The sequence below is a fragment of the Cupriavidus oxalaticus genome, assembly GCF_038900635.1.
Taxonomy (GTDB): domain Bacteria; phylum Pseudomonadota; class Gammaproteobacteria; order Burkholderiales; family Burkholderiaceae; genus Cupriavidus; species Cupriavidus oxalaticus_B.
The window spans coordinates 20140-33685 of record NZ_JAYMRX010000010.1 but is presented as its reverse complement, the minus strand read 5'-3'; the positions used below and the strand labels follow the sequence as shown (position 1 = coordinate 33685).

13 protein-coding genes are annotated in these 13546 nt (G+C 66.2%); 4 read left to right on the top strand and 9 right to left on the bottom strand.

Annotated elements, in window-relative coordinates; genetic code table 11:
* Positions 1-44: 44 nt before the first annotated feature.
* Positions 45-800: a 5-oxoprolinase subunit PxpA gene (locus VSR71_RS17435; RefSeq protein ID WP_342915101.1), complete on the bottom strand. Its 756-nt coding sequence runs from the start codon at positions 798-800 to the stop codon at positions 45-47.
* A gap of 4 nt (positions 801-804) precedes the next feature.
* On the bottom strand, positions 805-2091 hold the full coding sequence (locus VSR71_RS17430) for an MFS transporter (protein ID WP_342915100.1): 1287 nt from the start codon (positions 2089-2091) through the stop codon (positions 805-807).
* A 300-nt stretch (positions 2092-2391) separates the two neighbouring features.
* On the opposite strand from VSR71_RS17430, the gene VSR71_RS17425 reads away from it, so the two are divergent.
* The 3 genes from VSR71_RS17425 to VSR71_RS17415 all read left to right on the top strand — a co-directional run bounded on the left by VSR71_RS17425 (position 2392) and on the right by VSR71_RS17415 (position 4577).
* Positions 2392-3060 (top strand): GntR family transcriptional regulator, encoded by a 669-nt coding sequence (locus tag VSR71_RS17425; RefSeq protein WP_342915099.1) that lies wholly within the window; start codon positions 2392-2394, stop codon positions 3058-3060.
* Positions 3061-3243: 183 nt separating this feature from the next.
* Positions 3244-3834, top strand: a complete 591-nt coding sequence (locus VSR71_RS17420) for a PAS domain S-box protein (protein ID WP_342915098.1) — start codon at positions 3244-3246, stop codon at positions 3832-3834.
* Positions 3835-3932: 98 nt separating this feature from the next.
* Positions 3933-4577, top strand: coding sequence for a ProQ/FinO family protein (locus tag VSR71_RS17415; RefSeq protein WP_342915097.1), 645 nt, complete (start codon positions 3933-3935; stop codon positions 4575-4577).
* Positions 4578-4630: 53 nt separating this feature from the next.
* On the opposite strand, the gene VSR71_RS17410 is transcribed toward VSR71_RS17415, so the two are convergent.
* The gene (locus VSR71_RS17410; RefSeq protein WP_342915096.1) at positions 4631-5476 is read right to left on the bottom strand and encodes a class II glutamine amidotransferase; all 846 of its coding nucleotides are present in this window, start codon (positions 5474-5476) and stop codon (positions 4631-4633) included.
* A gap of 514 nt (positions 5477-5990) precedes the next feature.
* Between VSR71_RS17410 and VSR71_RS17405 the strand changes: the two genes are divergently transcribed.
* Positions 5991-6293 (top strand): DUF2188 domain-containing protein, encoded by a 303-nt coding sequence (locus VSR71_RS17405; RefSeq protein WP_342915095.1) that lies wholly within the window; start codon positions 5991-5993, stop codon positions 6291-6293.
* A gap of 29 nt (positions 6294-6322) precedes the next feature.
* Here the strand turns inward: VSR71_RS17405 and VSR71_RS17400 are convergent, their stop codons facing one another.
* The 6 genes from VSR71_RS17400 to VSR71_RS17375 all read right to left on the bottom strand — a co-directional run bounded on the left by VSR71_RS17400 (position 6323) and on the right by VSR71_RS17375 (position 13503).
* Positions 6323-7633: an FAD-binding oxidoreductase gene (locus VSR71_RS17400; protein WP_342915094.1), complete on the bottom strand. Its 1311-nt coding sequence runs from the start codon at positions 7631-7633 to the stop codon at positions 6323-6325.
* 44 nt (positions 7634-7677) lie between these two features.
* Complete coding sequence (locus tag VSR71_RS17395) at positions 7678-9105, bottom strand: homospermidine synthase (protein ID WP_342915093.1); 1428 nt, start codon at positions 9103-9105, stop codon at positions 7678-7680.
* A gap of 274 nt (positions 9106-9379) precedes the next feature.
* The gene (locus tag VSR71_RS17390) at positions 9380-10321 is read right to left on the bottom strand and encodes a 2-hydroxyacid dehydrogenase (protein ID WP_342915092.1); all 942 of its coding nucleotides are present in this window, start codon (positions 10319-10321) and stop codon (positions 9380-9382) included.
* Between the two features lie 31 nt (positions 10322-10352).
* Positions 10353-11354 (bottom strand): tripartite tricarboxylate transporter substrate binding protein, encoded by a 1002-nt coding sequence (locus VSR71_RS17385; protein ID WP_342915091.1) that lies wholly within the window; start codon positions 11352-11354, stop codon positions 10353-10355.
* A gap of 44 nt (positions 11355-11398) precedes the next feature.
* Positions 11399-12388 (bottom strand): tripartite tricarboxylate transporter substrate binding protein, encoded by a 990-nt coding sequence (locus VSR71_RS17380; RefSeq protein WP_342915090.1) that lies wholly within the window; start codon positions 12386-12388, stop codon positions 11399-11401.
* 113 nt (positions 12389-12501) lie between these two features.
* Complete coding sequence (locus VSR71_RS17375) at positions 12502-13503, bottom strand: tripartite tricarboxylate transporter substrate binding protein (protein ID WP_342915089.1); 1002 nt, start codon at positions 13501-13503, stop codon at positions 12502-12504.
* Positions 13504-13546 lie beyond the last annotated feature (43 nt).

The following is a 13546-nucleotide window of genomic DNA, read 5'->3' as shown; positions in this document are numbered from 1 at the left end:
CCGATCAGGGGCGCCGATCAGGGCCGCCGATCAGGGCCACGCATTCACGCAAAGGCGCGTACCGTGATGCCGTCGCGCTCCAACGCGGCGCGCACGGCACGCGCCATCTCGAGCGCGCCGTCGCTGTCGCCATGCACGCAGATCGATTGCGCTTCCACGCGCGCCACGCTGCCGTCGATGGCCTGCACCGTGCCTTCGCGCACCAGGCGCAGCATGCGCTGCGCCACGTCGGCGGCATCGTGCAGCACCGCGCCTTTCTCGCGGCGGGACACCAGCGTGCCCTGCGGCGTGTAGGCGCGGTCGGCGAACGCTTCGGCTATGACACGCAGGCCGGCCTCGCGCGCCCAGCCCACCAGCGGCGAGCCCGCCAGCGCCACCAGCGCCAGTTCCGGGTTCACCGCGCGGATCGCGGCGATCACGTCGCGCGCCTGGCGTTCGTCGCTGGCAATGGTGTTGTAGAGCGCGCCGTGCGGCTTGACATAGCGCACCGTGGTGCCGACGGTAGCGGCCATGCCCGAGAGCGCGCTGATCTGGTAGATCACGTCGGCCACCAGGTCGGCGCTGGCCACGTCCATGTTGCGGCGGCCAAAGCCCTGCAGGTCGGGATACGAAACGTGCGCGCCCACGGCGACGCCGCGCTCCGCAGCGCCCTTCAGCGTCTGCAGGATGCCGGCCGGATCGCCGGCGTGAAAGCCGCAGGCCACGTTGGCGCTGCTGACGATATCCAGCATGGCGGCATCGTTGCCCATGCTCCAGGCGCCGAAGCTCTCGCCGAGGTCGCTGTTCAGATCGATATGCATGGCGTCAGGCTGCCGTCCGCGAAGTTGCTGCGCCAGCCGGTCCGTCCGTGCCAGCCTCGGTCTCGCCGAGTAGTTCGCGTCCCTGTGTTTCCGGCAACAGCAGGCACGCGATAACGACCAACCCATAGGCGCCCGCGGCAAGATAGCCGATGGCCACGCCCAGCGACATCGATGCGCTCATGTGCCCGATCATGGCCGGGAACACCGAGCCGACCGCGCGCCCGAAGTTGTAGGAAAAGCCTTGTCCGGAGCCACGGATATGGCTCGGATATAGCTCCGTCAGGTAAGCTCCCATGCCCGAAAAGATGCCAGACAGGAAGAATCCCAGGGGGAAGCCAAGCAGCAGCATGGCCGAGTCGGTGATCGGCAGCTGCGTATAGCAGGTCACGAGGATGGCTGCGCTCACTGCGAACAGCATGAAGCAGCGCCGGCGTCCAAGGCGATCGGACAGCCAGGCGCTGGTCAGATAGCCGGCGAATGAGCCTGCGATCAGCACCATCAGATAGCCGCTGGTATTGAGCACGGACAGGTTGCGCTCCATCTTGAGATAGGTCGGCAGCCAGGTCGTCACCGAATAGTAGGCACCTTGCATGCCAGTCGCGAGCAGGCTGGCCAGCACCGTGGTGCGCAGCACGCCGGGCTTGAAGATCAGCATGAAGTTATTGCTTTGCCCGGTGCGGGCCAGCTTGGCCTTGGTTTCCTGATACACCTCGGGTTCTGAGATATTGCGGCGGATGTAGAGGATAAAGACCGCCGGCAGCACGCCGATCCAGAACAGCACTCGCCATGCGTATTGCTGCTCGAACGCGGCATAGACCGCCCAGAACGCGATCGCCGAAAGTCCCCAGCCGACCGCCCAGCTGCTTTGCACCAGTCCAACGGCCTTGCCGCGGTGGCGGGCGCGGATCATCTCGGCGATCAGCACCGAGCCGACCGACCATTCGCCGCCGAAGCCCAGACCTTGCAGCATGCGGGTGACGAACAATTGCTCGGGCGAGTTGGTGAACCCGCTCAGGAAGGTGAAGAAGCTGAACCAGAGCACGGTCAGCTGCAGGATCCGCACGCGGCCGTACTTGTCCGCCAGGATGCCGGCCAGCCAGCCGCCGACGGCCGAGCTGATCAGCGCGCCGGTCGCGATATAGCCGGCTTCGGCCTTGGTCATGCCCCACACGAGAATGAACGTGGGGATCATGAAGGTGTAGATCATGTAGTCGAAGGCATCGACGCCATAGCCGACGAAGGCGGCAAAGAGCGTCTTGCGCTCTGCTCCGGTAGTTTCTTTAAGCCACATGGTTGCGCTCACTAGGACAAGGACAAAGCGTGGGAAAAAGCTCGCCGCGTTGCGTCACGACGATTTCGTTTTCATCGGCGTTGTTTAGCAAATCGCATGCCATGTTGACCTATCGGCACGTATCACTCAACCACCGCACTAGTATTGTTGAACAATCTTTGGTGTTGATCGATCATGGTATACACCTAAGGCACCATTACGAGCCATCTCCGCACCAGTCCAGTGCAAATTGTTGAACAAAGTGCGTTAACATCCAGTCACGGGCCCCACCGGAATGAGCCGGTGCCCGATCCAGCCACCATGTCTTCAACACCTGACGTCAAGAACCTGGCCGAGCGGGTCACGGAACAGATCCGCCAGCGCATCGTGCATGGCGAGTTCGAACCGGGACAGCGCCTGTCGGAAGCGGCGCTGAGCGAAAGCCTGCAGATTTCCCGCAACACCCTGCGCGAGACCTTCCGCGTGCTGACCAAGGAAGGCCTGCTCAAGCACGAGCCCAACCGGGGCGTGTCGGTGGCGATTCCGAGCATTGCCTCGATCATCGACATCTATCGGGTGCGCCGCCTGATCGAATGCCAGGCCATCGCCCAGGCCTACCCCAGCCATCCGGCCCGCAAGCACCTGCGCGCAGCGGTGGAGACAGGGCTGCGCTGCCGCGACAGCGGCGACTGGCAGGGCGCGGGCACCGCCAATATGGAATTCCACATGGCGATCGTGGAGCTGGCCGACAGCGAGCGCCTGAACGTGATGTTCTCCCACCTGCTCGCGGAACTGCGCCTGGCGTTCGGCATGCTGCATGACCCGGAATTCCTGCACGGCCCTTATGTCGAGATGAACCAGCACATCCTCGAACTGTTCGAGGCCGGCAAGCTGCCCGAATGCGCGAAGGCGCTGAACGATTACCTGACGCAGTCCGAGCGCATCGTGCTCTCGGTGTGCGCGCGGCATCCGGTGTTCAAGGGGCGCTGAGGCGGCCTGCTGTCGCCTTCCGGACCTTCCCCCCTCCCCCTTTCCCCCTTCCCCGGACCGATACCTGCCCCACTGGCGTTATTTACAGGCGCGAGGACGTCGTCTAGTCTTCACCTCCATGGGAACCCGGCGGCACGCGGGTCGGCGCTGCGCAGCAGCTGCGGTATTTTTTTCCAGACTGCCATGGGGAACGAAATCGGAAAGGACCGCGCAGAATTCGCGGACCATATGCTGGATGCCATGTTCCTGGTCGATACCGGCGGCCGCATCCAGTATGTCAGCGCAGCCTGCGAGGGCATCCTCGGCTACACGCCAAAGGAAATCACCGGCCAGTCCATCATCGACCTGGTAGTGCAGGACGACCGCGACCGCACCCTTCTCGAGGCCAGGGAAGTCATGGCCGGCAAGAAGCGGATCGGCTTCGAGAACCGCTACCGCCACAAGGACGGCAACGAAGTCCATATCATGTGGTCGGCCGGATGGCTGCAATCGGAACGGATGCGCGTTGGCGTCGCACGCGATGTCACGGCATTGAGGAAGAAGAGCAGGGTCGATCTGGGACTGACGCTTTCGCCGGTGCCGCTCGCGCCCCATGAGCAGAAGGTCCTGCAGCTGTTGCTGACCGACGCTTCCGAGAAGCAGATCGCCCAGCGCCTTGGGCTCGCGGTCTCTACCACCCATTCCTACGTCACCACGATCTTCCGCAAGTTCGGCGTCAGGGGCCGTGCCGGATTGATGAGCCTGTGGCTTGAAATCCTGTCGCGCGAGCGCTGATCCCGCGATGCAAGGCGGCACCCTGATACAATGCCGCCACGTTTACATGTCTTGACAAAATGGGCTTCGAACAACTGGCGGCGCTGAAGGCAAAACTCGTGCAACAGGCAAAGGCCGAAAAGGCTGCCGAGTCTGCAAAGCGAACCAAGAGCACCAACGGCACCAAGGGTAGCAGCGGCACCAAGGCCACTAGCGGCACCAAGGCCACTAAAGGTTCCACTGGCAACACTGGCACCGCTGGAAACAAGGGCGCCAGGGGTAGCAAGCCGCCGCGCGCACGCGATGCTGCTCCGGCTACGCCGGAAAAGCCGGTCGATCCGGTGATCCTCGCCATCTCCAGGCTGCAAAAGCGCTTCCCCGCCGTCTTCCCGAAGAGCCCTGCTCCGAAGGTGCCGCTCAAGGTCGGCATCTTCGAGGACCTGGTACAGCACGCGCAGGAACTGAAGCTGACCGAGGCCGAGCTGCGCGACGCGATCCGGACCTGGTGCCGCGGCGCACGCTACTGGAACGGCATGGTGGAAGGCGCGGCGCGCGTGGACCTTGCCGGCGAGCCCGCCGGACAGGTCACCGAGGCCGATGCCCGGCGCGCGCAGCAATTGCAGCGCAGCCGTGCCGCCCGGCCGCAATCTAAGCAACCGGCGCCGAAGGCTCAGCAAGCACAGCAAGTCCAGCAAGCTCAGCAAGCTCAGCAGGAACAGCCGGCACAGGCTACGGAACCGTCGCAGGCCGACAAGACTGCCTGAGCATCGCCGGCGCCTGCTGGCAAGGCGCCTTTCTTCGGCGCTGACGCTGACGACTACGCAGACCGCTCGGGCAGCCTCGGCTCAAAGCGCTTGTGCTCGATCTCGCCATTCCGGGCAACCAGGATGGTCGCTTCCGGGATCTCCTCCCAAACCCCTTGCACATCGATCAGCGGCTCCGACAACACCAGGAACGCATCGTCGCCGGCGGCGATGATGCGCGGATCCTGCGGATACAGCGCGCGCAGCTGCCGGAACGAGGTACTGTGGAACAGCGAGCGCGACTCCATCTCGCTCGAATAGCGCGCCGCCACGATCTGCTGGCCGTCCGTGACGCACACCGTCATGTTGAGCGGGAACTGCACGTCGTAGCGATGGCCGACCTCCTCGATCAGCCCCGCCATCTGCTCCAGCGCGCCGCGCGGGTCGCGCTCCAGTCCGAAGGTGAGCGCGAGGAAGAACATCACCTCGGAGTCGGTCGATCCCTCGATCCAGCGGAACAGGTGCGGCGCCACGGCCATCATCAGGTCGCGCCGCAGCAGCGGATATTCGCGAATCAGCCCGTTATGCACGAACAGCCAGCGGCCGAAGCGGAACGGATGGCAGTTGGTCTCCTGCGTCGGCGTGCCGGTGGCAGCGCGCACATGGGCCAGGAACAGCGGCGCCCGTACCGCGCGCGCGGTCTCGCGCAGGTTGGTGTCGCTCCATGCCGGATGCAGGCAGCGGTAGCGGAACGGCACCTCGGAATGCCTGCCGTACCAGCCGACACCGAAGCCGTCGCCATTGGTGGTGGTGTGGCCGAGCCTCGAATTCAGGCTCTGGTCGATCAATGAATGTTCCGGCTGGAACAGCACCGCTTCCAGAGGAACGGACCTGCCCGAGTACGCCAGCCAGCGGCACATGATGTTGTCTCCTCGACAAGTGCGGCCCGGTGCCTTTCCGGCCCATTCTCCAGTTGTAGGACGGCAACGGCGGAACGGCAAAGTGCGGCTGGACGCAACGCTGAAGCAGCGCCGGGCCGGCGGTGCCGAATGCCGCTTGCGACACAGCTGGTGGCGCCGCGGACCAGATCGGGCCTAATGCGAAATTTTTACATCCGCCAGGGCAATGAATGCAAACGCTGCAAAGCCCGCCCGACTAGCGATATGCAGTGCCTGGCCCTGTTCTCGGCCCTTGGCCCTGTGGCAGGCCCATTTCCCGGCGCACTGCGGAGTTTCAAGGGGCTGCGCGCGTGACGGCCAAGCAACTCGTCGGGGCGGGTACGTCCCTTGCAGCTAGCTTCCAGAAGGGAAAACACGTTGCCATGTGTACGAATCGCCCGAGTTCCGGGTGCACCCGTTCGGGGCGGTCTCATGGTAGCTTGTGGCTACAATGTCTGAAGGGCCCGCTGGGCCCGATCCACTGAGGAAGCAACCGATGCCTGTTCAGAATTGCAATGTGCATGTTGTTTTCGATGGGCAGTGGGCAATCGCAGCGGAGGGCGAAGGCCGCCTGCAGGTCGGCCTCGATCTGACCAGCGCGATCGCCCTCGCCACGTCGCTCGCGGTGGAGCGACAGGCGATGCTCTACGTGCATGACAAGAACGGCGATATCACCCAGCGTATCGACTGCTCCCGCGCCATGCCGCCGGCGGAATCCATGCCGCAGCCTGAATGCGTCGATCCGCCGGTGCCGGCACAGCCGGCGAGTGCGGAAAAAGCCCGCAACACTCCGGTCTGACCAGACCGGCTGCGGCCTGCCGTGCAGGTTCAGAGCAGGTCGCGCAGCCTGTAGTACCACATCCCCAATACCAGCGCGGGCGTACGGAACCACGTACCGCCCGGGAACTGGTGATGCCGGATGTGCGTGAACACGTCGAACCGCGACGCATCGCCGCTGATCGCTTCCGCGATCAGCTTGCCGGCCATGCCGGCGAACGACAGGCCGTGGCCTGAAAATCCCTGCGCGTAGTAAAGGCTTGAACCAATGCGCCCGAGGTCCGGTGCGCGGTTCATCGTGACATCGACAAAGCCACCCCAGGCATAGTCGATCCTGAGGTCCGCGGTCTGCGGGAACACCTGCACCATGCGCGCGCGGATGCGTTCCACCAGGTTCTGCGGCGGCCGCGCACTGAAGGTCTCGCCAGCGCCGAACAGCAGCCGGTTGTCCGCGCTCAGGCGGAAATAGTCCACGATCAGGTTGTTGTCCGAGACGGCCACCCTGCCCGGTATCAGCGCGCTGGCGCGGCCGGCGTCCATGGGCTCGGTGGCGATCATGTAGGTGCCCACCGGCATGATGCGCGCGGCGATTTCCGGCGCCAGGTGGTCGCCGAATTCGCCGAGGTAGACATTGCCCGCCAGCACGACCTGCTCGCAGTGGATCTCGCCTTCCGCCGTTTTCACCACGGGTGCCTTGCCGCGCTCGACGCGATACGCCGGCGAATTCTCGAAGACCTTGACGCCCTGCCGGCGCGCCGCATCGCCGAGCCCGAGGCAATATTTCAGCGGATGCAGGTGGCCCGAGTGCGGATCGAAGGCACCGGCGACAAAGCGGTCGCTGCAGACATAGCGCGACAGCTGCGCGCGCTCGATCCATTCGAGCGGATAGCCATAGTGTTCGCGCATATGGCGCGTCCATCGGCGCAGCCCCTCGGCCTTGCGCTGCCGCGGCGCCAGCGTCATGTAGCCGCGCACATGGTCGCAGGCAATGGCGAAGGTGTCGATGCGCTGCTCCAGCAGGCGCATGCCTTCGACCGAGGCATTCCAGGCCGCGCGTGCCAGTTCCGCCGGGCATTGGCGTTCGATGGCGTCCTCGCCCTCCGCTCCGAACCCCACGATCGCCTGCCCGCCGTTGCGTCCCGATGCGCCCCATCCGATCCGGTGCGCTTCCAGCAGCGCGACATCGAAGCCGAGCGCAGCCAGTTCCAGCGCACACGACAAGCCGGCATAGCCGCCGCCCACCACGCACACCTGCGCGCGCAGGCGCCCCTGCAGCGGCTGGCTCGGCGGCGCGCGGACCACGCTCGCCTCGTAGTACGAGTTCTCGATGACACCCAGTTCCTTCTGCAGCAGCCCCGCCATCGTATCGGCTCCGTTCGGCCCGCCGGGTCCGGTTGGGCGAGGCCCTAGGGCACGCGCACGTTCACGAACTGCCAGGGGTCTTCATCGCTCGGCTCGGGGTAGAGGTCGCAATGCTGCTGCAGCGGCGTCCATTCGCCATAGACGCCGACCAGTTCGCCCAGGTAAGGCCGCGCGATCCGAAGCATCGTCTCGAAATCGAGGTCTTCGGGCTCGACCACGCCGGCGCGCGGATGCTCCAGCGCCCATACGATGCCGCCCAGGATGCCGGCCACGACCTGCAGGCTGGTCGCACTGTTGTGTTCCGCCAGCCGCCGCGCGTCATCATGGGCAAGCCGCGAGCCATACCAGTACACCCCGCGCGCATTGCCCATCAGCAGCACGCCCAGTTCGTCCATCCCGCCAACGATATCGTCGCGCAGGATGCGCTGGTTCGCCTGCCTGCGCCACCCGTTGCCCGCCAGTTCGTCGATCGACAGCAGCGCGTCGTCGCACGGGCGGTAGACGTAGTGGACGGTCGGACGGTAGACAACTTTGCCGTTCTCGCGCAGCGTCAGGTGGTCGGCAATGGAGATCGATTCGCCGTGCGTGATCAGGAAACCCTGATAAGGCCCGCCCAGCGGGGTCCAGCTGCGCACACGCGTCGCAAAACCGGGGCGCGTCAGGTAGACCGCCGCATCCGAGCCGAAGCCGTGGCGCCTCGCTTCATCGGGCCAGTGCCGTTCATGCGTGCCCCAGCCGAGTTCCGCGGGCTGCATGCCTTCCTCGACAAAGGCGTCGACCGACCAGGTGTTGACGAACTCGCCGATGGACTTGCGCTGCTCGCCGACCTGCGTGTCCCGTTCGGCCACGTGGATGGCTCGGATATCCAGCTGCCGTGCCAGTGCCGCCCAGTCTTCGAAGCATGCGGGCGGATCGCGTTCGAGTTCGTTGTCCGCCGCCATGTTGAGCAGCGCCTGCTTGACGAAGGCCGATACCAGGCCCGGGTTGGCGCCCTGCGTCAGGACCGCGGTAGGACCGTCGCGCTTGTCCAGGCGGAAGGCAAGCATGCCTTCCCGCAATGCATAGTTGCTGCGCCGCGATAGCGACGTATTGGGATCGCTGCAGGTGCCCGCCCACGGCTCGATCGACGTGTCCAGGTAGAGCGCGCCGTGCTCCCAGCAATACCGCACCAATGCCTCGCTGGAAACGTTGACCGACAGGTTCAGCAGGAAGTCGCCCGGGCCGAGCAGCGGTTGCAGGACGTCCTTGTAGTTGGCCTCGGTCAGCGCTTTTTCCACCACCGGCATGCCGTACGAGGCCGCGAGCGAGATGTCGTTGCTGGCCGGGCAGACCACGGTGATCCGGTCGGGCGTGATGTCGAAATGCCGCAGCAGCAGCGGCACGGCGGAGCGCGCGATGCTGCCGAAGCCGACGATGAGCATGCGCCCCTTGAGTTCGCCGAGTTTCTTGAAGTCGCTTGCCGGCGCGTCCATCGCATGCTCCAGAAAAATGCCCGCGGATCCCGTTCCCCCGATCCGTCTGAAGCAAGCGGTATGCCGGATGCTTTGCCGTCATCGCGGCTTTCCGGCAAGGAGAACGCCTTTCCTGGCGCGCTATCCCCTTGGAAAGGCTGTCAGGTAAGGATTGCAGCCTGGGCGACGCAAAGCTTGCAACAAGGTGCGCCGGACCATGCATCGCGGACCTGGAACAGCCCTTGGGGAAACCGGGCTACGACACAAGGAGGCAACTGGTCGGCGGTCCGCTGCTTCAGATCGCCGACTTCTTCACCGCGCCCGTCGCAAAGAACTTCTGCAGGTTCTCGAACACCAGCTCTGCCATCGCCTGACGCGTTTCATGCGTGGCGCTGGCGATATGCGGCAGCAGTACGACGTTGTCGAGCCCGAACAGCGCCTCGGGCACGTTCGGTTCGTCCTCGAACACGTCCAGGCCAGCGCCTGCGATGCGCCGCTGAGCCAGCGCATCGACCAGCGCCGCCTGGTCCACCACCGTGCCGCGGGCGATATTGATCAGGAAGCCGCGGGGGCCCAGTGCGTCAAGCACGGCGGCAGATACCAGGTGATGTGTCGAGGCACCGCCGGCGGTGGCTACGACGAGGTAGTCCGCCCAGCGCGCCAGCGCTTCCAGCGACGACTCGTAGGGATAAGGCGCGTCGTCGGCCGGATTGCGGCTGTGATAGCGCACTTCCATGTCGAAACCCACCGAGCGGTGCGCGATGACGCGGCCGATGCGGCCCATGCCGATGATGCCGAGCCGCTTGCCGCTGACGCGCGTCGCCAGCGGGAACGGCTGCCCCTTGGGCCACTCGCCGCGGCGCACGAAGCGGTCGGCGGCGCTGACCTTGCGCGAGACGTCCAGCAGCAGCGCGAACGCGGTATCGGCGACGCAGTCGTTGAGCACGTCCGGCGTATAGCCCACGGCGATGCCGCGGCGGCGCGCGCTGTCGAGATCGAGCTTGTCCAGGCCGACGCCGAAGCTGGAGATCACGCGCAGCGACGGCAGCGCGGACAGCAGCGCGGCATCGGCACCGATCGCGGCGCGCGTCGTCAGCGCCACGAACTCGCTGCCGTGGCGGGCCAGGAAGCCGGCGGGATCGGTTTCGGTCCAGAACGGGTGGACGTCGTAGTGTTCGGCCAGGCGTGCTTCGGTGGCTTCGGGCAGGCGGCCGTGCTGCAACAGGCGGGGTTTCATGCGCAAGGGATCCTTTGAGGAGAGACGCGCGTCAGTCGGCGCGGAGTTTGTTGTCGGTGATGACCTTGGCGTAGCGCTTGCGGTCGGTGGCAATCAGTTCGGTGAACTGCTGCGGTGTGCTGCCGACGGGAATCGCGCCCTGCTCCACGAGCTGCTGGCGCACTTCGGGCAGCGCCACCACCTGCTTCACGCCCGCGGCGATCTTGTCGACGATGTCCTTCGGCGTGCCGGCCGGCGCCAGCAAGCCTACCCATGAGCCGGACTCGGCCCCGGTGATGCCGGCCTGCGCCAGCGTAGGCACGTCTGGCAGCGCCGGCGAGCGCACGGTGCCGGTGACTGCCAGCGCGCGCAGCTTGCCCGCCTTGACGTGCCCGGCGGTTTCCAGCACCGACGCAAACAGCATGTCGACGTTGCCCGCCATCAGGTCGGTCATGGCGGCGCCGCCGCCCTTGTAGGGCACGTGCAGCATGTCGGTGCCGGTCGCAGCCTTGAAGATCTCGCCCGAAAGATGCGGCGACCCGCCCGTGCCCGAACTGGCGAACGACAGCTTGCCCGGCTGCGCCTTGGCCAGCGTCACCAGTTCCTTGGCAGTTTTGGCGGGCAGCCTGGGCGTCACCACCAGCACGAACGGGAGCTCGGCCATCTCGGTAATCGGCACCAGGCGGTTGGGGTCGTAGGACAGCTTGGTGTACAGCGTGGGATTGATCGACTGCGTGCCGACATTGCCCGCCACCAGCGTGTAGCCGTCCGGCCTGGCGCGCGACGCCAGCTCCAGGCCGACATTGCCGGCCGCGCCGGGCCGGTTATCCACCAGCACCGACTGGCCCCACAGCTGCGACAGGCGCTGGGCCACCAGGCGCGTGGCGATGTCGGTGCCGCCGCCGGGCGTGAACGGCAGGATGATCGTGACCGGCCGCGTCGGCCAGCTGCCGCTGGCTTGCGCGTGGGCCGCCGGGGCAAGCAGCGGTGCGGCGGCGAGGCACAGGGCCAGCAGCGCTCGGCGCCGGGGGGTGGAGGGAATGCGGTCTGGCATGGCTGTCTCGTTCGAATGGCGTTGCCGGGGGAAGCGTCGTCGTGTCATTCCGGCTGGATGCCGGCGTTTTTGGCCACCCTGGCCCACTTGACCATCTCGGTCTGGATAAAGCCCGAGAACTGCGCGGGGCTGCCCCCCGCGGGCTCGATGCCTGCGGCAAGCAGGCGTTCGCGCACGTCCGGCGCGGCCAGCGCCTGGTTGATGCCGGCGTTGAGCTTGTCGATCACCGCCTTGGGCGTGCCGGCGGGCGCGAGCACGCCGCCCCAGGTGCTGGTGTCGTAGCCCGGCAGGCCGGCTTCGGCCATGGTCGGCAACTGCGGCGCGATGGCCGCGTGCTTGGTGGTGGTGACCGCCAGCGCCTTCACCTTGCCGGCCTTGACCTGCGGGTTGATCGCGGCCACGGTGTCGAACATCAGCGAGACGCGTCCGCTGGTCAGGTCTGGATGCGCCAGCGTGCTGCCCTTGTACGGAATGTGGACCATGTCGAGGCCGGCCATGCTCTTGAACAGCTCGCCCGAAAAATGCGGGGCGCCGCCCGAGCCGCTCGATGCGAACGACAACTGGCCGGGATGCGCCTTGCCGTAGGCGATCAGTTCCTTGACCGACTTCGCCGGGATCGACGGCGATACCACCAGCATCAGCGGCACCACATGCGTCAGCGCCACTGGCTCGAAGCTCTTGACGGTGTCGTACGGCAGCTTGCGCACCATGCTGGGGTTGATGGCGTGGCTGCTTGCCACCAGCGCCAGCGTGTAGCCGTCCGGAGCGGCCTTTGCCACCAGGTCGGTGCCGACGATGCCGGTGGCGCCGCTGCGGTTGTCCACCACCACCGACTGGCCCCAGGCCTCGGTGAGCTTCTGGCCGACCAGGCGTGCCACGAGGTCGATGGCGCCGCCGGGGGAGGCCGGCACGACGATGGTGATGGGCTTGGTGGGGTAGGTTTGTGCGTGGGCGCCGGTGGGGGCGAAGGCGATGCTGAACGCTGCCGCGGCGAACGCAGCGGCGATGCGGGGGAAGCGGTGCTTGCTGTGCATGGTGTCTCCTGCCTGATTGTTCATGAATCGGAGCTGGCGGTTTGCTCCCCTCTCCCGCTTGCGGGAGAGGGGAGCGTTCACGAGGGTTCGTGGTCATCGCCTACGCTTGCGCATTACTCAGCCTTCGCCCCCGATTTCTTCACCAACGCCGCCCAGCGCGGAATCTCCTTGTCCATCAGCGCCGCCAGCTCCGCGGGCGTGCTGCCCACGATCTCCATGCCCAGCTGCTGGCTCAAGCGCTGCTGCACCGCGGGCTGCTTCAGCGCACGAACGACTTCGGCGTTCAGGCGCTGGACGATTTCCCTTGGCGTGCCATGCGGGGCATACAGCGCCTGCCACGACACCATCTCGAATCCGCTGACGCCGGCCTCGGCCATGGTCGGCACCCTGGGCAGCAGCGCCGAGCGCTTCGGCGAGGTCACGGCCAGCGCGCGCAGCTTGCCGGCCTTGATCATGGCCTCCCCCGCGGTGAGCTGGTCGAACAGGAACGGCACCAGCCCGGCCGCCACGTCCTGCACGGCTTGCGGGCTGCCCTTGTAGGGCACGTGCGTCATCGGCACATGGATCAGGTCGGCGAACAGCTCGCCGGCGAGATGGGTCGACGTGCCCGCGCCGGACGACGCAAAACTGAGGCCGTTCTTCTTTTTCGCGTAGGCGATCAGTTCCTGCACATTGCTGACGGGCAGCTCCGCGTTCACCATCAGCACGTTCGGCACATAGCCCACCAGGCTGACCGGCTCGAAGTCCTTGACCGGGTCGTACGACAGGTTCTTGTACAGGCTCGCGTTGATGGCGTGGGTGCTGATGGTGCCGCCGAACAGCGTGTAGCCGTCCGCCTTGGCACGCGCCACGTAGCCTGCCCCCACCGCCCCTGCTGCGCCGGGCCGGTTCTCCACCACCACCGGCTGGCCGAGGGCGCGCGAGACCTCCTGGCCGATGGTGCGCGCGACGATATCGGTCGAGCCGCCCGCCGCAAAGGGCACCACCCAGGTGATCGGCCGCGATGGCCATTTGTCCTGCGCCTGCGCCGGCGCGCCCAGCGCGCCGATGCCGAAAGCCATGCACGCGGCCAGCGTGCGGGCGCCGCGCCTTGCGGCTGCAATCCCTTGCTGCATGTTGTCTCCTGCCATGGCCGGTCGTGCCGGCCTGTGTTGTTGT